This is a genomic window from Nonomuraea sp. NPDC003709 (genome assembly GCF_040610775.1).
GTDB lineage: Bacteria > Actinomycetota > Actinomycetes > Streptosporangiales > Streptosporangiaceae > Nonomuraea > Nonomuraea angiospora_A.
In genome coordinates, this window is record NZ_JBEXMW010000002.1 from 242,655 (window position 1) to 266,218 (window position 23,564).

Here is a 23,564-nt window from a genome sequence, read left to right on the forward strand (position 1 = left end):
GCCGCGGCCCGTGGGGGAGGATCCAAGGGTGAGCGAACTGCACTACTCGACCGCGACCGAGCTGGCGCACCTGATCAGGGCCAGGCAGGTGAGCGCCGTCGAGGTCGTCCAAGCCCACCTCGACCGCATCGAGCAGGTCAACCCGCGCGTCAACGCCATCGTGACCCTGGTCGCCGAGCAGGCGCTCGACGCGGCCAAGGCGGCCGACGCGGGGGAGCCGGCCGGTCCGCTGCACGGCCTGCCCGTCGCGCACAAGGACCTCGTCGACACGGCCGGCATCCGCACCACGTACGGATCGCCGCTCTTCGCCGACAACGTCCCGGCCCAGGACGACCTGATCGTCCGGCGGCTGCGCGCCGCCGGGGCCATCACCATGGGCAAGACCAACACACCGGAGTTCGGCACCGGCTCCCACACCGTCAACGAGGTGTTCGGCGCCACCAGAAACCCCTACGACCTGTCCAGGTCCGCCGGAGGCAGCAGCGGGGGCGCGGCCGCGGCCCTGGCCACCGGCATGGTCCCGCTGGCCGACGGGTCCGACATGGGGGGCTCGCTGCGCAACCCGGCCTCCTTCTGCAACGTCGTCGGCCTGCGCCCGACACCGGGCCGCGTCCCCGACCCGTCCGACACCAACGCCTGGTACACGCTGTCCGTGCAGGGGCCGATGGCCAGGACGGTCGAGGACGTGACGCTGATGTTCGGGGCGATCGCCGGGTTCGACCGGCGCTCCCCGTACTCGATCAAGGAGGTCTTCGCCCCCGAGCCGGAGGAGGGCGTGCGGGGGCTGCGCGTGGCGTGGAGCCCGGACCTGGGCGGCCTGCCGGTGGACCCGGGGACGGCGGCGGTCACCGCGACGGCGCCGGCGGTGTTCGAGCGGCTGGGAGCCCTGGTCGAGCAGGTCGAGCTGGACCTGTCGGAGGCCGAGGACGCGTTCCGGACCTACCGGGCATGGAACTACGCGCTGTCCTTCGGCGACCTGACCGGGCTCGGCCCCAACACCGCGTGGAACGTCGAGCAGGGCCGCAAGGTCACCGGCGCCGACCTGGCCCGGGCCGAGCGCGGCCGCAGCCGCCTCTACCAGCGGATGGCCGCGTTCTTCGACACCTACGACGTGCTGATCGCGCCCGTCAGCCAGGTGCCGCCGTTCCCGGTCGAGCAGCCCCACGTCAGCGAGATCAACGGGGAGCCGATGCCCGACTACCTCGCCTGGATGCGCTCCGCGTACTGGATCAGCGTGCTGCACGCGCCGGCCGCGTCCGTGCCGGCCGGGTTCACGGCGGACGGGCTTCCGGTGGGGGTGCAGATCGTGGGCCGGCCGTTCGAGGACGCCAGGGTCCTGCGCGTGGCCCGCGCGTTCGAGCAGGCCACCCGGCACGGCGAGCGCCGCCCACCGCTGTAGCCGCCGCACGGGTGGGCCGGTGCGGGTCGTTGTGCGAGCGGGTCAGGAGGGCTCAAGCGGGTCGTCGTGCGGGTGGGTCAGAGGGGTTCGGGCGGGTCGCCGTACGGGTGGCGCAGCGGCGACTCGCGGTACCCGTGCATGCCCTCCAGGAACCCGAACAGCCCCACCGCCAGCAGCGGCCAGGACACCAGCACGCCGGAGGCCGTCAGCTTCAGCGCGCCCGGGACGACCTTCACCCCGGGCGTGGCGGCGGCCTCGATGACGACCGCCCCGATCGTGAACGTGGACCCGACCCACAGCGTCAGCATCGCCCCCAGGACGCCGCCCGCGCAGAGCCCGAGCAGCACCGGCAGCATCCACCGCCGCGCCGCGAACCACGCGACCCCGCCGCACAGCAGCCCCAGCCCGCCGGTGATCACCGCGAACCACCCGTCGGCCGCGATCAGCGCCTGCGTGGACGGGTCGGCCAGCACCGTCCCCTGGTCGGTGACCTGGTACGGCGCCCGTGGCGTGATCCCTGACCAGACCAGCCCGGCAGCCGCTCCGAGAGTGGCAAGTGCGAGGACAGTTACCGCGAAAGCGCGCACTTCCCTCGTCACGCCACTCCCCCTTACATGTGTGTCCGAATCAGCTCGATGGTATCCCCCGGCTAGGCTCGCCTCGTGATTGCAGAAGAGGTCTGGTTGATAGAACCCTCCGGCCCGCTCCGGGGGGACGTCGAAGTACGCGGCTCCAAGAACGGAGTCTCCAAGCACATGGTCGCCGCCATGCTGGGCGGCGGGGAGAGCAGCATCCACAACGCCCCGGAGGTGGGCGAGGTGGAGATCACCGCCGCCATGCTGCGGGCGCTGGGCATCCATGTCGAGATCTCCCGCACGGAGATCAGGATCGCGCGGGGACAGGCCATCGAGCCGAGGGTGCCCGACGCGTTCACCGGCCTGAACCGCATCCCCATCCTCATGCTCGGCCCGCTCCTGCACCTGGCGGGGGAGGCGTTCGTCCCGCTGGTGGGCGGCGACCCGATCGGGCGGCGGCCGGTCAACTTCCACGTGGAGGCCCTGCGCGCGATGGGCGCCGAGGTGGAGGTGGGCGACACCGGCATCTTCGCCAAGGCCGGCCGGCTCCACGGCACCCGGATCGAGCTGCCGTACCCGAGCGTCGGCGCCACGGAGACCATCCTGATGTCGGCGGTCCTGGCCGAGGGCAAGACGGTGCTGAAGAACGCCGCGATGGAGCCCGAGGTGGTGGAGCTGGCGCTGTTCCTGCAGCGGATGGGGGCCAGGATCGAGCTCTCCCCCGACCGCAGGATCGTCATCGAGGGCGTCGAACGGCTGCGCGGCGCCTCCACCTGGCTGACCGGCGACCGCATCGAGGCGTTCTCGTACCTGGCGGCCGGCCTGGTCACCGGGGGAGAGGTGCGGGTGCACGGCTGCCCGCAGGACCGCCTGGTCACCGCGATCACCACGCTGGCCAGGATGGGCGCCCAGTTCGACATCAACGACGAGTACCTGTGCGCCACCGCGCCGCCCGAGGGGCTGCGCTCGGCGGCCGTGCAGACCGACACCCACCCCGGGTTCATGACGGACTGGCAGACGCCGCTCATGGTGCTGTTCACGCAGAGCCAGGGCATGTCGGTGCTGCACGAGACGGTCTTCGAGAACCGCCTGGTGTACGTGCCCGCGCTGCAGAAGATGGGCTGCGAGATCGAGGTGTTCGACCAGTGCCTGGGCGGGCCGGCCTGCCGGTACCACGACACCAACGCCAGGCACTCGGCCGTGGTGCGCGGCGTGTCCAAGCTCAAGGGCGCCGACGTGACGCTGCCCGACATCCGGGCGGGGTTCTCGGCCGTGCTGGCGGCCGCCGTCGCCGACGGGCCGTCCACGCTGCGCGGCGTGCACCACATCGAACGCGGTTACCACCGGCCGTTCGAACAGTTCGCCTCGCTCGGTCTGCACATCCGCAGGCAACGGTAAACAGGTGACAAGCGGGCGTTTGGCGCGGATCCGGACGTCGCAGATCATGTGACGTGACCGTACTCAGATCCGTCGGCGCGCTCGGGCTGGCGGGGGCGCTCGGAGGGGTGCTGACCGCGGCACTGGCCGCGCCCGTGGTGAGCGGGGGCGGCATCGCCGCCAAGAACGTCGCGAGCACCTTCGTCGACCTGCCGCCCGCCCCGCGTGAAGAGCCCCTGGACCAGGTGACCAGACTGCTGGACAAGGACGGCAGGACGTTCGCCCAGTTCTACGAGGCCAATCGGACGGCCGTGCAGCTGAGCGCCGTCGCCCCGGTGATGCGCAAGGCGATCGTGGCGATCGAGGACGCCCGCTTCTACGAGCACGGCGGCCTCGACATCCGGGGCACGTTCCGGGCGCTGCTCACCAACACGCAGGCCGGCGGCATCAAGCAGGGCGGCTCGTCCCTGACGCAGCAGCTCGTCAAGAACATCCTGATCGAGGCCGCCCGCACCGAGGCCGAGCGCGACCGCGCCCGCGCCCCGAACCTGGCCCGCAAGATCACCGAGCTGCGGCTCGCGCTGGCGCTGGAGAAGAAGTACCGCAAGGACGAGATCCTGGAGCGCTACCTCAACATCGCCTACTTCGGCGCCGGAGCCCACGGCGTGGAGGCGGCGGCCAGGCGCTTCTTCTCCACGTCGGCCTCCCGGCTGACCCTGGGCCAGGCGGCCACGCTGGCCGGCGCGGTGCGCATGCCGTACTCGACCGACCCCTCGCTCGGCCGGGACCATCGCGAGCGCCTGAAGACGCGCCGGGACCTCGTGCTCGACCGCATGGCCGGGCTGAAGCTGATCAGCCCGCAGGAGGCGGCGAGCGCCAAGGCCGCGCCGCTGGCCATCAAGCTCAGGCCCGAGCCCGGCGGGTGCGAGCAGAGCGCCTATCCCTTCTACTGCCTCTACGTCCAGCGCGAGCTGCTGTCGAACCCCGTCTTCGGCAACACCGAGGCCGAGCGGCGGGCCAGGATGGCCAGGGGCGGCCTGACGATCAGGACCAGCCTCGACCCGATCGCGCAGAGCGCCGCCGAGCAGGCCATCCGCCGTCACGTCTGGCCGGAGGACACCGAGGTGGCCGCCGAGGCCATGGTCGAGCCGCGAACCGGGCGGATCAGGGCGATCGCGGCCAGCAAACGCTTCGGCCGCAACCCCGGCAACCGGAAGAACGGCCCCAAGACCACCTTCAACCTGGCCGCGGACGTGGCGCACGGAGGCGGCCAGGGGTTCCAGGCCGGGTCGACGTTCAAGGTGTTCACGCTGGCCACGGCGCTCCAGCAGGGGTGGCGGTTCGGCGACGGCTTCAACACCCCGGGCGAACTCGTGCCCGGGCAGGGCTACCGCGACTGCGCGGGCCACGCCGTGAACGACCCGGACACCCGCATACTCAACGCCACCGGCGAGGGCTCCGGCGGCCCGCACAGCATCGAGACCGGCACCTGGAAGTCGGTGAACATCTTCTACATGATGCTGGAGCGCAAGGTCGGGCTCTGCAACGTGGTGCGGACGGCCAAGGCGCTCGGGATCGCCAGGGCGGACGGGGAGCCGCTGAAGGAGGTGCCCACGTTCACGCTGGGCGTGAACGAGATGGATCCGGTGACGGTGGCGGCGGCGTTCGCGGCGTTCGGGGCCAGGGGGATCTACTGCCGGCCGCTGGCGATCGTCGAGATCGTCGGCAGGGACGGGCGGCGCACCCACGTGCCGCCCGCGTGCGAGCGCGCCATCGAGGAGGAGGTCGCGGACGCGGTCAACTACGTGCTGGAGGGAGTCTTCTCCAAGGGCACCATGCAGGGCCAGAGCATCGGGCGGCCGGCCGCCGGCAAGACGGGCACCAACAACGGCTACACCTCGGCCTGGTTCGCCGGTTACACGCCGGCGCTGGCGGCGGCGGTCAGCGTGGGGGACATCCGCGGGTCGTACCGCTTCCCGCTGCAGGGGGTGCAGATCGGGGACGACTACTACGGAGCGGTGCAGGGGGCGTCGCTGCCCGGGCCGATCTGGGTGGAGTCGATGGAGTCAGCGCTGCGGGATGTCGAGCCCAAGGGCTTCTCCGGGCCGGACATGGCCCGCTTCGGCGGCGGCAACACGCCGGGGCTGGAGCAGGCGCTCGCCGAGGAGGAGCGGAAGAGGCGCGAGGCGGAGGGCGGCCGGGGACGCGGCGACCACCCCTTCTTCTGGGGACGCCGGCGGCTCTTCGAATGGCTCGTCGGCCAGTCGCCCCTGGAGCGCTCGGAGCCCGGGCGGCGGCGATGAGCGCGGTCAGGAGGGCTTGCCGATGGGCGCGGTGACGGCCCTGGTGAGAGTGATGAGGTTGTCGGGCGCGGTCTCGATCTGGAGGCCGCGCTTCCCGGCCGAGAAGTAGATCGTCTCGAAGTCCAGCGCCGAGGAGTCGACCACCGTCGGGAGCTGCTTGCGCTGGCCCAGGGGGCTGATGCCGCCCACGACGTAGCCGGTGACGCGCTCCACCTTGGCGGCGTCGGCCATGGCGGCCCGCTTGCTGTTGAGAGCGCCGGCCAGGGCCTTGAGGTCGAGCTTGCCCGACACGGGCACGACCGCCACCGCCAGCCCGCTCTCCACCTCGGCCACCAGCGTCTTGAAGATCCGCTCGTAGGGGACGCCGAGCGCGTCCGCGGCTTCCTCGCCGTAGGCCTGGGCCGAGGCGTCGTGCTCGTACGGGTGGAGCGTGAACTCGGCCTTGGCCTTGGTCAGCGCCACGGTGGCCGGGGTCCCGCCCTTGCCTTTCGATGTGCTCACAGGATCACATTGTAGCGAATCTACAATGTAAAGGCCTTGCCCGGGGTGTACCCGAACGCCCGCCCGAACACGTCGATGAACGCGCTCGCGGAGGCCCACCCGCACCGGTGGGCGACGGTGGTCACGGCGACGCCGTCGGCCAGCAGGAGCAGCGCGTGGTGCAGGCGGAGCTGGGTGCGCCACTGCGGGAAGCTCATGCCCAGCTCGCGCCGGCACAGCCTGGCCAGCGTACGGTCGCTGGTGCCGGCCTGGACGGCCAGCTGCGCCAGGGTCCTGCTGTCGGCGGGGTCGCGGCGCAGGATCGCGCAGACGGCGGTCAGCCTGGGGTCGCGGGCGGTGGGTAGGTGCAGCCGCTGCTCGGGGGCGCGCTTGAGCTGGTCGACGAGCACGGCCCACAACCTCTCGCGCTCCCCGCCGTCCGGTGGGGAGCGCTCGTCGGAGGTGTAGGTGATGATCAGCTCGCGGAGCAGGGGGCCGACGACGAGGACGGTGGGGTGGCCGAGGCCGAGGGGGTTGTCGGCGAGGCCCACCAGGCGCAGGTCGGTGTCGCCGTGGGCGCGGTGTTCGTGGACGGTGCCGGCCGGGATCCAGATGGCGCGGTTGGCCGGGGCGACCCAGGTGCCCGCGCCGGTGGTGACCGAGAGCACGCCGCGGCAGGCGTAGACGATCTGGTGGGTGTCGTGCCGGTGCGCGTCGATGCCCGCACCGGGGGCCAACGGCCGCCGCCCCGTCGGCGCTTCGGGCAGATGGCGGATTGCCGTCATGAATTGGCATTTTATCGGAAGCGGGCCAGCCGCCATCGGGAAAGGATCGGGGGGTGAACAGGACCCCCATGCTCGCCGCCGGCCACGCGGCCGTGGACTTCTACCAGGGCGCCGTGCCCGCGCTCGTGCCCTTCCTGGTGGCCGGCCGCGGCTACGGGTACGTCGCCGTGTCCGGCATCGTGCTGGCCGCGACGCTGCTGTCGTCGGTCGTGCAGCCGGTGTTCGGGGTGCTGACGGACAGGTGGCGGATGCCGTGGCTGATCCCGGTGAGCACGCTCGTCGCGGGCGCCGGGGTGGCGCTCGGCGGGGTGACGGACTCCTACGTGCTGACCTGGCTGGCCGTGGCGCTGTCCGGCCTCGGCGTGGCGGCCTACCATCCGGAGTCCGCGCGGCTGGCCAGGATCGCGAGCGAGGGCAGTCACGTGCGGATGAGCTGGTTCTCGCTGGGCGGGACGCTGGGGTTCGCGTCGGCTCCCGTGCTGGTGACGCCGTTGCTGGCGGGGTGGGGGCTGGGCGCCTCGCCGTTCCTGGCCGCGCCGGCGGTGCTGGGGGCGGTGGCGACGCTCCCGGCGGTCCGGGCGCTGGCCGGGGGAGGGCCGGCGGCGCGGGCCGCGGCCCCGGTGTCCGGCCGGGACGACTGGCCGTCGTTCGTCAGGCTGACGCTGGTGATCGTCTTCCGCTCGGTCGTGTACGTCGGGCTGAGCGCCTTCGTGGCGCTCTACATGGGCGGCGGGGCGGCGGGCGCGGTGGCGCTGTTCGTGCTGTTCGCGGGCGGGGCGGTGGGGACCGTGCTGGGTGGCAGGCTGGCGGCCCGGTGGGGGCGGATGCGGACGATGCGCCTGGCCTACGCGCTGGCGGTCCCGGCGGTAGCGGGGGTGGTGCTGGCGCCGGGACCTGTCGCGTACGTCTTCGTCGCGGCCTCGTCGATCGCCCTGTATGCGCCGTTCTCGCTGCATGTGACGCTGGGCCAGGACTTCCTGCCCACCCGGGTGGGCACGGCCGGCGGCGTGACCCTGGGGCTCGCGGTGAGCGTGGGCGGCCTGGCCAGCCCGCTGGTGGGCGCGCTCGCCGAGGCCACCACGTTGCGGACGGCGCTGGCGTGCCTGATCGTCTTCCCGGCCCTGGCCTGGCTGCTGGCCAGGACGCTGAAGGAGCCGGTGCTGGAGCCCGCCGCCTGACCTCCCGCAGCCCGGGACGCGCCGGTCAGCGGCGGTAGGTGGACAGGGCGACGGTGCTGGTGTTGTCGACCTGGTTCGTGTCGAGGCGGCTCGAGTCCACGTGCGCGGTGACGCGCGGGTAGCGGGCGGCCCGGCGGGTCACGCGGACGCGGGCCGTGAGCTGGACCGGGCGCTCGGGGTGGATGGCGGCGATCGTGCAGGTGGCCTGCCTGCCCGAGCGCTTGCACGAGGCGCCGTTCACCGAGGACAGGCTCGTACCGGCCGGGAGGTTGAACGTGACGGGCACCTGGGCGGCGCCCATCAGCCCGCGCATGGTCACGGTGGCCCTGACGTTCGCGGTGCCGCCGCCGCGCCTGACCGCGCGGCGCGGGCCGGAGGTGCTGATGGACAGCGCGTCGTACACCCCCTGCGGGTCGGCCTGCTTGATGATCGCGCCGTAGCTCTCGGCGTTGAGGGCGTTCGCGACGGAGTAGCCGTCAGCCCCGCCGTCCTCCGTGCCCGCCGACAGCACGCCCATCAGGTCGTCGGTGTCTCTGAGCAGCCACGGGCCGCCGCTGTGGCCCTTGAACAGGTGGCAGTTGCGCGTCTCCATGCGTCCGCCGGCCGACGTGGCGGTGATGCGGGAGGCGAAGAGGGTGCCGGTGTCGGCGATGCCGCCGGCCGGCTCGGTCTTGGCCAGGCACCAGAGCTGTTCCCGGCCGTCGTACGGCTTCCTGCCGGCCACGCCGGGGTAGCCCGTCGTGGCGACGGTGTACGCGCCGCCCTGGTTGCGGATCGGGGTGAAGGCGCCGACGGCGTCCTGGAGCGTGCGGCTCTTCCTGCCGACCTCGATGAGGGCGATGTCGTAGTGCGAGTTCCAGTCGCCGCCGCTCATGCCGGTGTAGGGGTCGGGCTTCCACGCCCGCCGGGCGCCCCACCGCCCGTACGGCTCGCGGCCCCGCACGTCGGCGGCCTGCCCGTCGTACGCGGGCACGAACGCGAAGTTCGTGTGCCACTGGCCGGCCGACGCGCCCAGCGGCACGCTGTACACGCAGTGGGCGGCGGTGACGATGAGCAGCCCGACCGCCGAGCGCACGACGGACGCGCTGCAGGAGTCGTCCAGCCCGCTGGAGTTGACGTAGAACAGCCGGCCGGTGACGCGGCTCTGGGTGGCGGCGGTGTAGGGGCGGGGCATGGGGGCGTAGCCGTTGGCGTCCCCGCCCGGGGTGATCCGTTTGCCCTCCGGCACGCTGCGCAGCTGACCCGGCGCCTCCAGGCTCTTGGGCAGCTCCATGACGCCCTGGGCCCGTGCTTTCAGGCTCTTGGGCAGCTCCGTGGCGTTGGCCTGGGCCTGCTTGCTCGCGGTCCAGTAGCGCACGGCGCGGGCTGGGCGCATCAGCGGGGACGACGCGGCCTCCCAGGCGCGGTCCTGGACGGGCGTCAAAGGGGGCTGCTGCCCGGCGGTCGCGGGCACCGCGAGCGCGACGCCGGCCAGCGTGGTGAGCGTGGTGACCAGGACCTTCGGCACGGTGTCCCCTTTGAGTGAAATCGGCAACGTCTCGATCACTCTAGGTTACGAAATGCAGACGAAGCGTAGTTAGGCGCTCCGTGTCGCCATAGCGTCCCGGGGCTCAGCCGGGCTTCAGCCGGCCGCGGCGTCGCCGGTGCGGCCGGGGGGCAGGAAGTCGGCGGTACTGGTCTCGGACGGCTCGCGATCGGGCCGCAGCCCGCGCCACGACGGGTGGCGCAGGCGGCTGTCGCCGGTGACCTCGGCGTACTGCACCTCCCCGACCAGGCGCGGCTCCACCCAGCGCGCGTCCCTGGCGTGCTCGCGCGGCACCGGCTCGTCGAACGGCGGGCCGGCGCGTTCCAGGGACGCCAGGCGTTCGCCCAGGTCGCGCAGCATAGCCTCGGTGAACCCGGTCCCGACGTGCCCCACGAACCGCAGCCGCCCCCGCTGGTCGTAGGCGCCCAGCAGCAGCGACCCGATCATCCCCGAACGCCGCCCGCCCCCCGGCTTCCAGCCGCCGATCACGACCTCGGCGGTGCGGACGTTCTTGACCTTCGTCCAGTCGCTGCTGCGCCGGCCGGGCCGGTACGGCGAGCCCATCCGCTTGCACACGACCCCTTCGAGCCCGAGCTGCCGGGAGGAGTCGAACGCGAGCCCGGCGTGGTCGGCGAACCACACGGGCACCTCCCAGCGGTAGCCGGGCGTGAACGTGGTCTCGAGCAATTCCCTGCGGGCGCTGTAGGGGCGGGAGACGGTGCTGTCCTCGTCGAGGTGCAGGATGTCGAACGCCATGAACGTCACCGGCACCGACCTGGCCAGTTCGGCCACCGCCGCCGGGTTGCGCTGGTGCATCCGGGGCTGCAGCGCCTCGAAGCTGGGCCGCCCGGTCTCGTCGAACGCCACGATCTCCCCGTCGATCACGGCCGGGTGTCCGCCGGTGGCGCCGGCCATGAGCTGGAGCTCGGGGTAGGCGGGGGTGATGTCCTTGGCGTTGCGCGACATCAGGCGGACGGCGCCGCCCTGGAGGTAGGCGAGGGCGCGCACGCCGTCCCATTTCATCTCCACGGCCCAGTCCGCACCCTGGACGGAGGTCAGGGTGCCGAGCTGCGCCAGCATGGGCGCGTAGGCCGGCAGCCGCACCATGGTGCAGGCCGTACCCCGGAGGGCTGATCGACAGTGGCGGGCCGGGGTCTACAGATGGTCAAGCGCGGTGTCCTCGACGAGCTCGGCCAGGTCCACGCCGTGGGCGGTGAGCTCGGCGACGGTGGCGCAGTAGCCCTGTAGGTACGTCGTGCCGTTGACCCGGTGCGAGACACGCAGCAGCGGGCGATCGTCCAAGATGATCGCCTCGACCAGGATGCCGCCGGGGGCTCGCCACTGTCCCACCCCGGTAACTGTAGGGGTGCGGACAGAATGGACACGTAATGGGAAAGTACGCACCTGGCCTTGCCGGGTGGGGTGATGGCTTTTCCGGGACATGGGCGCTCGACCTTTGGGTAAAGAGAAATTGGCGCCTTTTTGGGCGTTCGGCGTTATCGGGGGGTTCGGGGCGGGCAGGGGTGACGGCTCTCGGCTTTCCCGGCCGTGGCCATGCCCCCGCGACGGCCACGGCGATGCCCCGGCGGGCCCGGTCCGGGGCTGTGGCGGCTGCGGGCTGCGACGTCGGCGAGCGTCGCCCGCGGCCGCCCTCCGCACCGCCGGGTGAGGGGCGGCACGCCGTCCCGGATGGTGGACAGAACCTGATTTAGGGGCCGGACTCCGTAGACTGTGATGGTGATTTCCCGTATTGACATGCGTGGTTCTCTTCCGGAGAACCTGCGCGACGTGCTGCCCCGCGCCGAGCTCGACGTCGAGGCCGCCCTGGAGAAGGTGCGGCCCATCTGCGACGACGTGCGCCATCGCGGGGCGGCAGCCGTACGGGAGCTGACCGCCAGGTTCGACGGCGTCGAGATCGCCTCCACCCGCGTCTCCGCCGAGGCCATCGACCGGGCCCTGCGCGAGCTCGCCCCCGAGGTCAGGGCGGCGCTGGAGGAGTCGATCAGGCGGGCCAGGCTGGTCCACCGCGACCAGCGGCGCACCGACGTCACCACCCAGGTCGTGCCCGGTGGCACCGTGACCGAGCGGTGGGTGCCGGTCGACCGGGTGGGCCTCTACGTCCCCGGCGGCCGCGCGGTCTACCCCTCCAGCGTGGTCATGAACGTCGTCCCGGCGCAGGAGGCCGGCGTCGGCTCGCTGGCCGTGACCAGCCCGCCGCAGAAGGAGTACGGCGGGCTGCCGCACCCCACGATCCTGGCCGCGTGCGCGCTGCTCGGCGTGGACGAGGTCTATTCGGTGGGCGGGGCGCAGGCGGTGGCCATGTTCGCCTACGGCACGGAGGAGTGCCCGCCCGCCACGATGGTGACCGGTCCGGGCAACATCTGGGTGGCGGCGGCCAAGCGGCTGCTCAAGGGGCGCATCGGCATCGACTCCGAGGCGGGCCCGACCGAGATCGCCGTCCTGGCCGACGAGACGGCCGACCCGGTCCACGTGGCCGCCGACCTGATCAGCCAGGCCGAGCACGACCCGATCGCCGCCGCCGTGCTGGTCACCACCAGCGTCGAGCTGGCCGACGCGGTCGAGAAGGAGCTGCCGGGCCAGGTGTCGGCGACCAGGCACTCCGAGCGCATCGCCGAGGCGCTGGGCGGCAGGCAGTCGGGCATCGTGCTGGTCGGCTCCATCGACGACGGCATCAAGGTCGTGGACGCCTACGCCGCCGAGCACCTGGAGATCCACACCGCGAACGCCGCGGAGATAGCCGGAAGAATCCGGAACGCCGGGGCCATCTTCGTGGGCCCGTACGCTCCCGTGTCGCTCGGCGACTACCTCGCCGGGTCCAACCACGTGCTGCCCACGGGCGGCTGCGCCTGCCACTCCAGCGGCCTGTCGGTGCAGTCGTTCCTGCGCGGCATCCACGTCGTCGACTACACCCGCGACGCTCTCGCCGACGCGGCGGCCCACGTGTCGGTCCTGGCGGACGCCGAGGACCTTCCGGCCCACGGCGCCGCGATCCGCGCCCGATTCGACTGGCAGATTCCCACGGAGACCGCGTGAACCTCGACGACCTGCCCATCCGAGACGACCTCCGGGGTAAGTCGCCGTACGGCGCGCCCCAGATCGACGTCCCCGTCAGGCTCAACACCAACGAAAACCCCTACCCGCCCTCGCCCGAGCTGGTCGCCGACCTGGCCGAGGCGGTCCGGGAGAGCGCGGGAGAGCTCAACCGCTACCCCGACAGGGACGCCACGGCCCTGCGCGCCGACCTGGCCGGCTACCTCGGCCACGGCCTGACCACCGAGCAGGTGTGGGCCGCCAACGGCTCCAACGAGGTGCTCCAGCAGATTTTGCAGGCCTTCGGCGGCCACGGCCGCACGGCCATCGGGTTCGAGCCCTCGTACTCGATGCACCCGATCATCACCAGCGGCACCAGCACCGAGTGGATCTCGGCCAGCCGCGAGGACGACTTCTCGATCGACCCCGGCAAGGCGACGGCGGCGATCGAGGAGCACCAGCCCGATATCGTGTTCCTGGCCTCGCCCAACAACCCGACCGGCACCGCCCAGCCGCTCGAGACCATCAAGGCCGTCCTGGCCAGCACCCGGGGCATGGTCGTGGTCGACGAGGCCTACGCCGAGTTCGCCCGCGAGGGCACGCCGTCGGCGCTCACCCTGCTGCCCGAGCACCCCAGGCTGATCGTCACCAGGACGATGTCCAAGGCGTTCGCCATGGCGGGCACCCGGCTCGGCTACCTCGCCGCTCACCCGGCCGTGGTGGAGGCGCTGCTGCTGGTGCGCCTGCCGTACCACCTGTCCACGCTCACCCAGACGGCGGCGCGCGTGGCGCTGCGGCACCGTGCCGAGCTGCTGGGCACGGTCGACGCGCTGCGGCGCGAGCGCGACGACACGGTCGCGTGGCTGCGCTCCAAGGGCCTGGCCGTGGCCGACTCCGACGCCAACTTCGTGCTGTTCGGGCGCTTCCCCGACCGGCGCAAGGTGTGGGAGGGGCTGCTGGAGCGCGGGGTGCTCATCCGCGAGGTGGGCCCGCCACAATGGCTGCGGGTGTCGATCGGCACCGGTGAGGAGATGGCGGCCTTCCGCGCCGCCCTGGAAGGAGTCTTGTGAGTCGCGTAGGCCGCGTCGAGCGCGTTACGAAGGAGACCTCGGTCCTGGTGGAGGTCGGCCTCGACGGCACCGGCCGGGTCGAGGTGGCCACCGGGGTCGGCTTCTTCGACCACATGCTGGCCCAGCTGGGCAAGCACGGGCTGTTCGACCTGACGGTCAAGACCGAGGGCGACCTGCACATCGACTCCCACCACACGATCGAGGACACCGCGCTCGCGCTGGGCGCGGCGTTCCGCGAGGCGCTGGGCGACAAGTCGGGCATCAGGAGGTTCGGCAGCGCGTCGTGCCCGCTGGACGAGTCGCTCGCCCAGGTCACCGTCGACCTGTCCGGGCGCCCCTATCTCGTGCACTCCGAGCCCGAGGGCATGGCGCCGATGATCGGCCCCGAGTACGACACGACGATGACCCGCCACATCCTGGAGTCGCTCGTCGCGCAGGCCGCGATCTGCCTGCACGTCCACGTGCCCTACGGCCGCAACGCCCACCACATCGTGGAGGCCCAGTTCAAGGCCCTGGCCCGGGCGCTGCGCGAGGCGTCCGAGCTCGACCCGCGCGCCACGGGCGTGCCGAGCACCAAGGGCGTCCTATGACCGAGAACACCATCGCCATCGCGATGGTGTTCATCGGGCTGTTCCTGATCGGCGGCGTGTTCTCGCTGGCCAAGCAGGGGCTGAAGATCGGTGCGGCCGTCTGCGCGCTGGGCGCGGCGATGGCGATCACGGCGGGGGTGCTGTGGTGGTAGGCAAGAAGGTCGTGGTGCTCGACTACGGGTCGGGCAACCTGCGCTCGGCCGAGCGGGCGCTGGCCAGGGTCGGCGCCGACGTGACCGTCACGTCCGACTTCGACGCCGCCATGGACGCCGACGGGCTGGTGGTGCCGGGCGTCGGCGCTTTCGAGGCGTGCATGACCGGGCTCAAGAGCGTGCGCGGCGAGCGGATCATCGGGCGGCGCCTGTCCGGCGGGCGTCCGGTGCTGGGCATCTGCGTGGGCATGCAGATCCTGTTCGCCCGGGGCGTCGAGCACGGCGTGGAGACCGAGGGCTGCGCCGAGTGGCCGGGCACGGTGGAGCGGCTGGAGGCGCCCGTGCTGCCCCACATGGGGTGGAACACGGTCAAGGCGCCCGCCGACAGCGTGCTGTTCGCCGGGCTCGACGCCGCGACCCGCTTCTACTTCGTGCACTCGTACGGGGTGCGCGAGTGGGAGCTGCACGCCGGCGAGGGGTTCGCGGAGCCGCTGGTCACCTGGGCCGAGCATGGCGTCCCGTTCGTGGCGGCCGTCGAGAACGGCCCGCTCAAGGCCACCCAGTTCCACCCCGAGAAGTCCGGCGACGCCGGAGCCGTGCTGCTGAAGAACTGGCTCGGCACGCTGTGAGCGCGCCGATCACCCGATCCAGGCTCTCATGAGCAAGGAACGCGCGCGCCGCAGGGCCGAGCGGGAGGCGGAGCGGGCGCGCGCGATCCGGGCCAACGAGGAGCGGCAGGCGCGCCGGGCCCGCCGCCGCGCCCTCCTGGCCCGGCTGACCCCGCGCCCGGTGCGGTTCTACCGCCAGGGCGGCCTGATCGCCCGCCGCCACCGCGCCCAGAACATCGTGGTCGCGCTGGGCTTCCTGTTCGTCCAGGCCATCGTGTGGCTGCTGTGGGGCTCGCTCCCGCTCAGCCTCGCCGTCCTGGTCTTCTCCCTGCTGCTGGTGCCCGTTGTCGTGACCCTCGCTTTCGACCGGAGGATCTGAATGTCGCTCGTATTGCTGCCCGCTGTAGATGTGATCGACGGCCAGGCGGTGCAACTGGTGCAGGGTGTGGCCGGGACGGAGAAAGGCTACGGCGAGCCGCTGGCCGCCGCGCTGGCCTGGCAGAAGGCGGGCGCCGAGTGGATCCATATGGTCGATCTCGACGCCGCGTTCGGCCGGGGCACCAACCGGGAGCTGATCGCCGACGTCATCGGGCGGCTCGACGTGAACGTTGAGCTGTCCGGCGGCATCCGCGACGACGACTCCCTGGCCGCCGCGCTGGCCACCGGCTGCCGCCGGGTCAACATCGGCACCGCCGCGCTGGAGAAGCCCGACTGGTGCCGGAAGGTCATCGCCGAGCACGGTGACAAGGTCGCGGTGGGGCTCGACGTGCGCGGCACCACGCTGGCGGCCCGTGGCTGGACCGAGGAAGGCGGAGACCTCTGGGAGGCCCTCGACCGGCTCGAGTCCGACGGCTGCCCCCGCTACGTCGTCACCGACGTGACCAAGGACGGCATGCTCCAGGGCCCCAACCTCGACCTCTACCGCCGGATCTGCGCCCGCACCGACAGGCCCGTCGTGGCCAGCGGCGGTGTCTCGTCTCTGGATGACCTGGTCGCACTCGCGTCCCTCGTCCCCGACGGCCTTGAGGGGGCCATCGTGGGCAGCGCCCTCTACGCTCACGCGTTCACACTGGAAAACGCGCTAGCCGCAGTACGTGTGTAGCTCTTGCCGGGAGGGGGCGAGATGAGCGTCAGCATCTTTGGTATGGAAAGCACCGGTCGCAGGGTGTTTTCCGGCGGCATCTGGGAGGAGCGGTACGGCTATGCCCGTGCCGTCGTGGCGGGTGACCGGGTGATCGTGTCCGGCTGCACCGCCACGGTCGACGGAGAGGTGCGCCATGTCGGCGACGCCTACAGACAGAGCCTGACCGCGATCGACATCGCGCTGGAGGCCGTCCTGATGGGCGGTCTGACCAGCGAGGACGTGGTCATGGTCCGTTACTATGTGGTGGAGCAGCGCCACTTCGACCTCGTCGGGCAGGCCATCGGCGAGGTCTTCGGCAAGGTGCGTCCCGCCTGCACCGGAGTGAGGGTGGCCGGGCTGGTCGACCCGAGAATGCTGGTCGAGATCGAAATCGAGGCACACCGAGCATGACCGTAGCCGTAAGAGTCATCCCCTGTCTCGACGTGGACGCCGGCCGCGTGGTCAAGGGCATCAACTTCGAGAACCTCCGCGACGCGGGCGACCCGGTCGAGCTGGCCAGGCGCTATGACGAGGAGGGCGCCGACGAGCTGACCTTCCTCGACATCACCGCGTCGTCCGGCGAGCGGGAGACCATGCTCGACGTGGTGCGCAGGACCGCCGAGCAGGTGTTCATCCCGCTCACCGTCGGCGGCGGCGTGCGTTCGGTCGAGGACGTCAACCGCCTGCTGCGGGCCGGGGCCGACAAGGTGTCGCTCAACACGGCGGCCATCGCCCGGCCCGAGCTGCTCACGGAGGCGTCCCGGCGGTTCGGCGCCCAGTGCGTCGTGCTGTCCGTGGACGCCCGCCGCGCGCCCGGCACCCCCAGCGGGTTCGAGGTGACCACGCACGGCGGTCGCCGCGGCACCGGGATCGACGCGGTGGAGTGGGCGGCCCGCGGCGAGGAGCTCGGAGTGGGGGAGATCCTGCTCAACTCGATGGACGGTGACGGCACGCTCGACGGCTACGACCTGGAGATGCTGCGCGCGGTCCGCGCCGCGGTGCGGGTGCCGGTGATCGCCAGTGGCGGCGCCGGCCGGCTGGAGGACTTCCCTCCGGCGGTGGCGGCGGGCGCCGACGCCGTGCTCGCGGCGTCGGTGTTCCACTTCGGCACGCTCAAGATCTCCGAGGTCAAGGACACGCTCCGGATGGCGGGCCACCCGGTCCGCTAGCCCGCCGGGGCGGGTGTCACCGCGTGCGGGCGGGTCGCGAGGCCCGCCTGCGCGCGTCCGTCAGAAGACCCGCAGGTGGTGGAACAGCTCGTACGCGACGTCCTTCGCGGCGAATGCCGCCGCCTCCGAGCGCTTGACCGCCAGGTACGCGCTGCGCCGCAGCGGCCCCAGCGCCTCCATGAGCACCTCGTCGGCCTCCAGCGCGTCCAGCGCCTCGTCCAGCGACGCGGGCAGGCGGGTGTACTGGCCGGGCCGGGTGTCCGGGTCCACGTCCACGGCGGGTCCCGGGTCCAGCTTGCGCCGGATGCCGTCCAGGCCGGCGTGGATGACGGCCCCGAGCGCCAGGTAGGGGTTGGCGGAGGAGTCGGAGGGTTTGAGCTCCAGGTTGGGCTCGCCGCTCTCGCCGAGCGGGGAGCACACGCGTACCGCGGCCTCGCGGTTGTCGGGCCCGTGGACGGCGTACGCGCTCGCCCACGTGCGGGGCGCCAGCCGCCGGAAGCTGTTGACGCTCCCGCACGTGAGCGCCGTCAGGCCGGGCAGGTGGGCCATCAGGCCGCCGATGAACCCGTCGCGCACCTCGCCGTCCTCGGCGAAGACGTTACGGTTGTCGCTCCACAGGGACAGATGCAGGTGCGCGCCGTTGCCCGCCTGGTCGGCCAGCGGCTTGGGGGCCAGCGTGGCCCACATCTGCATGCGCATCGCCGTGCCGCGCACGGTCTCGCGGTAGAGGACGTGGTTGTCGGCGGCGCGCAGCGCGGGCGCGTGGCGCACGGACAGCTCCTGCTGGCCGGGCCCCAGCTCGGGATGGTAGTGCTCGACCCGCAGCCCCTGCGTCTCCAGGGCGTGGATGAGCTTGATCGTGTAGTCGTGGGCCGTGTCGAACCCGGCGTTGGCGTAGCACAGCGAGTCGTCGAGCGGGATCAGCCGGTCGGGGCCGCCGGCCGGGTCGGGCAGGCGGCGGCCGAGCGTGAACTCCGGCTCGAACGCCGCGACCAGCGTGTAGCCCTCGGTGGCGAGCTCGGCGATGGCCTCCTTGAGGAAGGTGCGCGCGCAGGCCCCCCACGGCGAGCCGTCCGGCAGGCGCAGGTCGGACAGCATCGCCGCCGCGCCCGGCGCATGGGGCAACGGGACGTAGGTGGCGGGGTCGGGGACAATGCGTACCTCGCCCACCGGACCCATGTGCTCGACCTCCTGGAGCTGGTCGAGCATGTTCATCGCCATCATGGCCACCGTGTGCCCGATGCCCGTGCTGAGCCGTTCCGCCAACCTCGACCGGGACGCGGCCTTGCCCCGGATCACGCCACCGTGGTCGGCGTACAGAAAACGGATCAGCTCGATTCCCTCGAGCTCGGTTCGCTCGAGGATCCGCCGCGCGTTGGGATCGAGCTGATTGATCTTTGTGCCGCTCGGGCGATCTCTCATCCTGCCTGCGTAACACGATCCGGCAGCGCGGGGAAGCATCTGGCGCAGACAGAAGCCTCGCGTCAGGTCAGAACATTTGTGAAGAACACAGCCAATTGGTCTGCTCCGTGAAGGATTCCTTCAAACACTCCGTTGACCGCCGCCGCAGCCTGGGTCGGCTTGGTGAACAGGTAGAACACCACGAACGCGACAGCCACGTAGGTGATCACCTTCTTGACCTGCATGGGGGCCTCCTGCAGTCCATTCCCAGCCGTATATACCCGGATCTGGGCGATCATCGGCATCTTCTGTGAAGATGTACATGATCCTAACCGGGGGGCTTCCTTACTGAGCCAATGGTAAGCGCAGAAGGTCTGGCGTGAACCCCTTGTTCACCGGGATTTCCGTGATAGGTCGTCCGGATCGCTCAGACGCCGAGGGAGGCGTCGCGCAGTCGTTCGACGTCCTCGGGGTCGCCGGTCAGCTCCACCCTGGTGTGCCGCTGCCGCCCGAAGCAGAACATGAGCAGCTCGGCCGCCCGGCCGGTGACCTCGACCCGCGCGCCTCCGCGGGGGCCGCCGAGCGCCACGCCGCCGCCGAGCCGGTGCAGCACCACGCCGACCGGCGCCTTGCGCAGCATCAGCCGGGCCCCGCTGGCGACCCGCTTCCAGATGAGCCGTTCGAGGTCGTCGGACAGCTCGCGGGGCTCCCATGACGGCTGGGCGCGGCGGACGTCCTCGTGGTGGACGAAGAACTCCAGCGTGTTGACGGCGTCGTCGAGGAAGGGCAGCAGCCCGTAGACGCCGCCCGGCTCGCGCACCAGGCCGACCAGCTCGGGGAAGGGGTGCTTGGCTTTGAGGCCGTTCTGGACCGAGGCGGTGTAGCCGGCGAGGGGCTTGAGCGCGATGCCGCCCATCGCGTCGGGCCTGCGCTCGCGCAGCGCGAGGTGGGCGGCCAGATCATAGGTCGTCCAGCCCGTGCAGAGCGTGGGGGCGTCGGGGCCGAGGCGGTCGAACAGGTCGCAGAGCGCGGAGCGTTCGTCGCGAGCGTACGTCACGTGGTCAACCCTACCGGTGGGAATAACGTGCATATCTGAAGTGATAGTGACTTAGGCAGATATGTCGGATTGGAAGGGGAACGTGCCGCGTGGCGACCAAGGTCACCTCGGCCGTGATGCGTCAAGGGCTGCGTGTCCTTGGGGTGGCCATTCAGACGGAGAAGGCAGTTTTCGCGCTGGCGGTGCTGGCCAGCGCGGTCTACGGCGGCATGACCGTCGCGTCCGCGTGGGCGCTGGGCTGGGCGACGCAGAACGTGGTGCTGCCGGCCTTCGGGTCGGGCCGCATCGCTTCGGGGGCGCTGTGGACGGGAGTGCTCCTCATCGTCGGGGCGGCGCTGCTCAAGTCGATCGGCGTGGCCGGGCGCCGCATCCTGGCGGGGGTCATGCAGTACCGCATGCAGGCCAGGTCGCGCAGGGACGTGACCAAGCAGTACCTGAGGCTGCCGCTGTCCTGGCACCACCAGCACCCGACCGGGCAGCTCCTGTCGAACGCCAGCGCCGACGCCGAGGCCGCCTGGGCGCCGCTCGCGCCGCTGCCGATGGCCGTGGGCGTGATCGTCATGCTGTTCACCGCGGCGATCGCGATGCTGTTCACGGATCTCGTGCTCGCGCTGGTGGGTTTCTTGATTTTTCCGGCGATCGCCGTACTTAACCTGATTTATCAGCGCAAGCTCAGCCCGCTGGCCACCCGCGCGCAGCAGCTGCGCGCCGAGGTCAGCGAGATCGCGCACGAGAGCTTCGACGGCGCGCTCGTCGTCAAGACGCTCGGCCGGGAGGAGCTGGAGACCGACCGGTTCCGGCGGCGCGCCCACGAGCTGCGCGACGCCAACATCGCGGTCGGGCGCGTGCGCGGGCTGTTCGACCCGCTGCTGGAGGCGCTGCCCACGATCGGCGTGCTCGCGGTGCTCGCCGTCGGCGCGGCGCGGCTGTCCGCCGGTGCGATCGACTCCGGCGACCTGGTGCAGGTGGCGTACCTGTTCACGCTGCTGTCCTTCCCGATCAGGGCGCTCGGCTGGGTGCTGGCCGAGCTGCCGCGCAGCGTCGTCGGCTGGCAGCGGGTGCAGGCCGTGCTGGAGGCCACCGGCTCCATGGAGTACGGCGGCGTCGCCGCCACGGCCGCCGCCACGACCGCCTCCACCCCCGCCGCGCTGGAGATCTCCGGCGTCTCGTACGCCTACGGCGAGGCCCAGGTGCTCCACGACGTCACCTTCGACGTGCCCGCCGGCCGTACCGTCGCGCTGGTCGGGCCCACCGGTTCGGGCAAGTCCACGCTCGTGCAGCTGCTCGTCCGGCTCGTGGATCCCGGCACGGGACAGGTGCTGCTCGACGGCGTGGACCTGCGCGAGCTGGCCTACGGCGGCATCGCCGAGTCGGTGGCGCTGGTGCCGCAGCAGACGTTTCTGTTCGACGACAGCGTGCGCGGCAACATCGCGCTCGGGCTGGAGGCGGGCGACGAGGACGTGTGGGCCGCCCTGCGGCTGGCCCAGGCCGACGGGTTCGTGGCCAGGCTCGCCGACGGGCTCGACACGCGGGTCGGCGAGCGCGGCGCGACGCTGTCCGGCGGCCAGCGCCAGCGCCTCGCGCTGGCCCGCGCGGTCGTGCGCCGGCCCCGCCTGCTCATCCTCGACGATGCCACCTCCAGCGTGGACCCGCAGGTCGAGGCCAGGATCCTGTACGGGCTGCGGGACGCGGCCGAGTCCTCGACCGTCGTGGTCGTCGCCTACCGGATGGCCACGATCGCCCTGGCCGACGAGGTGGTCTTCCTCGACCACGGCCGGGTCGTGGACCGGGGCTCGCACGAGGAGCTGCTGGAGCGCTGCGAGGGCTACCGCAACCTGGTGACCGCCTACGAGCGCGAGGAAGCCGAGCGCGCCGCCATCGACCTGCAGGCAGAAGAAGAAGAAGGGGTCAGCGCATGACGGCGCAGAGCATCCAGGGCAACTCTGAACGTTCCGCGCTGGCCACGATCCGGCATGGGCTCTCGCTCACGCCCGAGTTCCGCAAGGGGCTGGCGGGCACGCTGGCGCTGGCCGTCATCGCGACCATCGGCAAGATCATCGTGCCGATCGCGGTCCAGCAGACGATCGACACGGGGCTCAAGGGCGGCTCGCCGGACATTCCGTACATCACCAAGGCTGTTCTTATCTGCGCGGCCGCGGTGCTGCTCACGGCCCTGGCCGCGTACATCATGAACGTCCGCCTCTACAAGGCCACCGAGTCGTCCCTGGCGACCCTGCGCGTGCGCGGCTTCCGCCACGTGCACGACCTGTCGGTGCTCACCCAGAACACCGAGCGGCGCGGCTCCCTGGTCTCGCGCGTCACCAACGACATCGACCAGATCAGCGCGTTCATGCAGTGGGGCGGGCTGATGATCATCGTGGCGTTCGGGCAGCTGTTCGTGGCGACCGTGCTCATGTTCGTCTACTCCTGGCAGCTCACCCTGCTCGTCTGGGCGTGCTTCATCCCGCTGATGATCGCGCTGCCGCGCTTCCAGCGGCTGCTGTCGCGGGCGTACACGATCGTGCGCGAGCGCACCGGCGACATGCTGGCGGCGGTCAGCGAGTCCGTCGTCGGGGCCACCGTCATCAGGGCGTACGCCTCCGAGCGCCGCACCGCCGAGCGCATCGACACCGCCGTGAACGCCAACCGCCGCGCCCAGATCAGGGCGCAGACCATCGTCGGCTTCGTCTTCCCCCTGACCGAGATCGTGGCCGCCGTCGCCATCGGCGCGATCGTGCTGCTCGGCGTGCGGCTCGGCCTGTCGGGCGACATCACGCAGGGGCAGCTGGTGGCGTTCCTGTTCCTGGTCACCCTGTTCGTCTCGCCGCTGCAGACGGCCACCGAGGTGCTGAACGAGGCCCAGAACGCCATCGCCGGCTGGCGCCGCATCCTGGGCGTGCTCGACACGCCGGCCGACGTGGCCGACCCCGGCGACCAGGGCGTGACGCTGCCCCGCGGCCCCATCTCGGTCGCCTTCGAGAACGTGCACTTCTCCTATCCCGGCGGCGCGCCCGTGCTGCGCGAGATCACGGTGGACATCCCGCCGCGCTCGCGGGTCGCGGTGGTGGGGGAGACGGGGTCGGGCAAGACCACGTTCGCCAAGCTCCTGACCCGCCTCATGGACCCGGCCGCGGGCCGCGTCACGGTGGACGGCCACGACCTGCGCGACGTCCGCTTCTCCTCGCTGCGCGAGCGGATCGTCATGGTGCCGCAGGACGGCTTCCTGTTCGACGGGACGCTGGAGGAGAACGTCCGCTACGGCAAGCCGTCGGCCACCGCCGAGGAGATCCGGCTCGCGATGACCGAGCTGGGCCTGGCCGACTGGCTGGAGGGCCTGCCCGCCGGACTGGACACCCCCGTGGGCCAGCGCGGCGAGTCCCTCTCCGCGGGTGAGCGGCAGCTCGTCGCCCTGGCGCGGGCGTACCTGGCCGACCCCGACCTGCTCCTGCTGGACGAGGCCACCTCGGCGGTGGACCCGGCCACGGAGGTACGGCTGGCGCGGGCGCTGGAGGGCGTGACGCGGGGCCGTACGGCCGTCTCGATCGCGCACCGCCTCTCGACGGCGGAGAACGCCGACGAGATCCTGGTCTTCGACGCGGGCCGCCTGGTGCAGCGCGGCCCGCACGCCGAGCTGGTGGGGGAGCCGGGCGTGTACGCCGACCTGCACGCGTCGTGGATCTCCGCGGCCCGCTCCTGACCGGACGTGACGTACCTGCCCGCG

At 71.9% G+C, this 23,564-nt stretch carries 24 protein-coding genes; 15 read left to right on the forward strand and 9 right to left on the reverse strand.

Annotated features, from left to right (window positions below):
* Positions 1-28 precede the first annotated feature (28 nt).
* Positions 29-1,399, forward strand: coding sequence for an amidase (locus tag ABZX61_RS05595; RefSeq protein ID WP_355191766.1), 1,371 nt, complete (start codon positions 29-31; stop codon positions 1,397-1,399).
* Positions 1,400-1,476: 77 nt separating this feature from the next.
* On the opposite strand, the gene ABZX61_RS05600 is transcribed toward ABZX61_RS05595, so the two are convergent.
* The gene (locus tag ABZX61_RS05600; protein WP_355191768.1) at positions 1,477-1,998 is read right to left on the reverse strand and encodes a hypothetical protein; all 522 of its coding nucleotides are present in this window, start codon (positions 1,996-1,998) and stop codon (positions 1,477-1,479) included.
* A 63-nt stretch (positions 1,999-2,061) separates the two neighbouring features.
* Here ABZX61_RS05600 and murA point away from each other — a divergent pair, with 63 nt between their 5' ends.
* Positions 2,062-3,372, forward strand: coding sequence for a UDP-N-acetylglucosamine 1-carboxyvinyltransferase (gene murA / locus ABZX61_RS05605; RefSeq protein ID WP_350729220.1), 1,311 nt, complete (start codon positions 2,062-2,064; stop codon positions 3,370-3,372).
* Positions 3,373-3,425: 53 nt separating this feature from the next.
* A complete protein-coding gene (locus tag ABZX61_RS05610; RefSeq protein WP_355191770.1) occupies positions 3,426-5,654 on the forward strand; it encodes a transglycosylase domain-containing protein in 2,229 nt (742 codons plus the stop codon).
* A 6-nt stretch (positions 5,655-5,660) separates the two neighbouring features.
* Here ABZX61_RS05610 and ybaK read toward each other — a convergent pair whose 3' ends face one another.
* Both ybaK and ABZX61_RS05620 read right to left on the reverse strand, forming a co-directional pair.
* Positions 5,661-6,155, reverse strand: a complete 495-nt coding sequence (gene ybaK / locus ABZX61_RS05615) for a Cys-tRNA(Pro) deacylase (protein ID WP_355191772.1) — start codon at positions 6,153-6,155, stop codon at positions 5,661-5,663.
* 20 nt (positions 6,156-6,175) lie between these two features.
* Positions 6,176-6,919, reverse strand: coding sequence for a helix-turn-helix transcriptional regulator (locus tag ABZX61_RS05620; protein WP_355191774.1), 744 nt, complete (start codon positions 6,917-6,919; stop codon positions 6,176-6,178).
* A 53-nt stretch (positions 6,920-6,972) separates the two neighbouring features.
* Here ABZX61_RS05620 and ABZX61_RS05625 point away from each other — a divergent pair, with 53 nt between their 5' ends.
* Complete coding sequence (locus ABZX61_RS05625) at positions 6,973-8,097, forward strand: MFS transporter (protein WP_350726223.1); 1,125 nt, start codon at positions 6,973-6,975, stop codon at positions 8,095-8,097.
* A 25-nt stretch (positions 8,098-8,122) separates the two neighbouring features.
* Here the strand turns inward: ABZX61_RS05625 and ABZX61_RS05630 are convergent, their stop codons facing one another.
* The 3 genes from ABZX61_RS05630 to ABZX61_RS05640 all read right to left on the reverse strand — a co-directional run bounded on the left by ABZX61_RS05630 (position 8,123) and on the right by ABZX61_RS05640 (position 10,972).
* Complete coding sequence (locus ABZX61_RS05630) at positions 8,123-9,604, reverse strand: trypsin-like serine protease (RefSeq protein WP_355191777.1); 1,482 nt, start codon at positions 9,602-9,604, stop codon at positions 8,123-8,125.
* A 114-nt stretch (positions 9,605-9,718) separates the two neighbouring features.
* The gene (ligD, locus tag ABZX61_RS05635; protein ID WP_355191779.1) at positions 9,719-10,729 is read right to left on the reverse strand and encodes a non-homologous end-joining DNA ligase; all 1,011 of its coding nucleotides are present in this window, start codon (positions 10,727-10,729) and stop codon (positions 9,719-9,721) included.
* Positions 10,730-10,777: 48 nt separating this feature from the next.
* Positions 10,778-10,972: a hypothetical protein gene (locus tag ABZX61_RS05640; protein WP_350726229.1), complete on the reverse strand. Its 195-nt coding sequence runs from the start codon at positions 10,970-10,972 to the stop codon at positions 10,778-10,780.
* A 387-nt stretch (positions 10,973-11,359) separates the two neighbouring features.
* On the opposite strand from ABZX61_RS05640, the gene hisD reads away from it, so the two are divergent.
* Genes hisD through hisF form a run of 9 tightly spaced genes read left to right on the forward strand, consistent with a single transcriptional unit; the run spans position 11,360 to position 17,385 of the window.
* Positions 11,360-12,676, forward strand: coding sequence for a histidinol dehydrogenase (gene hisD, locus ABZX61_RS05645; protein WP_350726231.1), 1,317 nt, complete (start codon positions 11,360-11,362; stop codon positions 12,674-12,676).
* Positions 12,673-13,743: a histidinol-phosphate transaminase gene (locus ABZX61_RS05650; RefSeq protein WP_355191781.1), complete on the forward strand. Its 1,071-nt coding sequence runs from the start codon at positions 12,673-12,675 to the stop codon at positions 13,741-13,743. The genes hisD and ABZX61_RS05650 overlap by 4 nt, the downstream gene beginning before the upstream one ends.
* Positions 13,740-14,333, forward strand: a complete 594-nt coding sequence (gene hisB / locus ABZX61_RS05655) for an imidazoleglycerol-phosphate dehydratase HisB (protein ID WP_350726235.1) — start codon at positions 13,740-13,742, stop codon at positions 14,331-14,333. Before ABZX61_RS05650 ends, hisB begins: the two co-directional genes overlap by 4 nt.
* Positions 14,330-14,485 (forward strand): hypothetical protein, encoded by a 156-nt coding sequence (locus tag ABZX61_RS05660; protein WP_350726237.1) that lies wholly within the window; start codon positions 14,330-14,332, stop codon positions 14,483-14,485. Before hisB ends, ABZX61_RS05660 begins: the two co-directional genes overlap by 4 nt.
* Complete coding sequence (hisH, locus tag ABZX61_RS05665) at positions 14,476-15,114, forward strand: imidazole glycerol phosphate synthase subunit HisH (RefSeq protein WP_350726239.1); 639 nt, start codon at positions 14,476-14,478, stop codon at positions 15,112-15,114. Before ABZX61_RS05660 ends, hisH begins: the two co-directional genes overlap by 10 nt.
* Before the next feature lie 28 nt (positions 15,115-15,142).
* Entirely contained in the window at positions 15,143-15,472 is a 330-nt protein-coding gene (locus ABZX61_RS05670) for a hypothetical protein (protein WP_355191784.1), read from the forward strand.
* A complete protein-coding gene (gene priA, locus ABZX61_RS05675) occupies positions 15,473-16,195 on the forward strand; it encodes a bifunctional 1-(5-phosphoribosyl)-5-((5-phosphoribosylamino)methylideneamino)imidazole-4-carboxamide isomerase/phosphoribosylanthranilate isomerase PriA (protein ID WP_355191786.1) in 723 nt (240 codons plus the stop codon).
* 21 nt (positions 16,196-16,216) lie between these two features.
* Positions 16,217-16,627 (forward strand): Rid family hydrolase, encoded by a 411-nt coding sequence (locus ABZX61_RS05680; protein ID WP_355191788.1) that lies wholly within the window; start codon positions 16,217-16,219, stop codon positions 16,625-16,627.
* Complete coding sequence (hisF, locus tag ABZX61_RS05685) at positions 16,624-17,385, forward strand: imidazole glycerol phosphate synthase subunit HisF (RefSeq protein ID WP_355191790.1); 762 nt, start codon at positions 16,624-16,626, stop codon at positions 17,383-17,385. Before ABZX61_RS05680 ends, hisF begins: the two co-directional genes overlap by 4 nt.
* 60 nt (positions 17,386-17,445) lie before the next feature.
* Here hisF and ABZX61_RS05690 read toward each other — a convergent pair whose 3' ends face one another.
* The 3 genes from ABZX61_RS05690 to ABZX61_RS05700 form a co-directional block, all read right to left on the reverse strand.
* Positions 17,446-18,807: a glutamine synthetase family protein gene (locus ABZX61_RS05690; RefSeq protein ID WP_355191792.1), complete on the reverse strand. Its 1,362-nt coding sequence runs from the start codon at positions 18,805-18,807 to the stop codon at positions 17,446-17,448.
* A 62-nt stretch (positions 18,808-18,869) separates the two neighbouring features.
* The gene (locus ABZX61_RS05695) at positions 18,870-19,085 is read right to left on the reverse strand and encodes a hypothetical protein (RefSeq protein WP_185079467.1); all 216 of its coding nucleotides are present in this window, start codon (positions 19,083-19,085) and stop codon (positions 18,870-18,872) included.
* Positions 19,086-19,213: 128 nt separating this feature from the next.
* On the reverse strand, positions 19,214-19,843 hold the full coding sequence (locus ABZX61_RS05700) for a TIGR03085 family metal-binding protein (RefSeq protein WP_350726251.1): 630 nt from the start codon (positions 19,841-19,843) through the stop codon (positions 19,214-19,216).
* A gap of 116 nt (positions 19,844-19,959) precedes the next feature.
* Here ABZX61_RS05700 and ABZX61_RS05705 point away from each other — a divergent pair, with 116 nt between their 5' ends.
* The gene (locus tag ABZX61_RS05705; protein WP_355192696.1) at positions 19,960-21,762 is read left to right on the forward strand and encodes an ABC transporter ATP-binding protein; all 1,803 of its coding nucleotides are present in this window, start codon (positions 19,960-19,962) and stop codon (positions 21,760-21,762) included.
* Positions 21,759-23,540 carry an ABC transporter ATP-binding protein gene (locus tag ABZX61_RS05710; RefSeq protein WP_355191794.1) on the forward strand — a complete coding sequence of 594 codons (1,782 nt, stop codon included), beginning with the start codon at positions 21,759-21,761 and terminating at the stop codon, positions 23,538-23,540. Before ABZX61_RS05705 ends, ABZX61_RS05710 begins: the two co-directional genes overlap by 4 nt.
* Positions 23,541-23,564: the final 24 nt, after the last annotated feature.

Coding starts and splice junctions, on each gene's coding strand:
- ABZX61_RS05620 (WP_355191774.1), bottom strand. CDS start 6,919: ATGACGGCAATCCGCCATCTGCCCGAAGCGCCGACGGGGCGGCGGCCG.
- ligD (WP_355191779.1), bottom strand. CDS start 10,729: ATGGTGCGGCTGCCGGCCTACGCGCCCATGCTGGCGCAGCTCGGCACC.
- ABZX61_RS05660 (WP_350726237.1), top strand. CDS start 14,330: ATGACCGAGAACACCATCGCCATCGCGATGGTGTTCATCGGGCTGTTC.
- ABZX61_RS05670 (WP_355191784.1), top strand. CDS start 15,143: ATGAGCAAGGAACGCGCGCGCCGCAGGGCCGAGCGGGAGGCGGAGCGG.
- priA (WP_355191786.1), top strand. CDS start 15,473: ATGTCGCTCGTATTGCTGCCCGCTGTAGATGTGATCGACGGCCAGGCG.
- ABZX61_RS05680 (WP_355191788.1), top strand. CDS start 16,217: ATGAGCGTCAGCATCTTTGGTATGGAAAGCACCGGTCGCAGGGTGTTT.
- hisF (WP_355191790.1), top strand. CDS start 16,624: ATGACCGTAGCCGTAAGAGTCATCCCCTGTCTCGACGTGGACGCCGGC.
- ABZX61_RS05690 (WP_355191792.1), bottom strand. CDS start 18,807: ATGAGAGATCGCCCGAGCGGCACAAAGATCAATCAGCTCGATCCCAAC.
- ABZX61_RS05695 (WP_185079467.1), bottom strand. CDS start 19,085: ATGATCGCCCAGATCCGGGTATATACGGCTGGGAATGGACTGCAGGAG.
- ABZX61_RS05705 (WP_355192696.1), top strand. CDS start 19,960: ATGCGTCAAGGGCTGCGTGTCCTTGGGGTGGCCATTCAGACGGAGAAG.
- ABZX61_RS05710 (WP_355191794.1), top strand. CDS start 21,759: ATGACGGCGCAGAGCATCCAGGGCAACTCTGAACGTTCCGCGCTGGCC.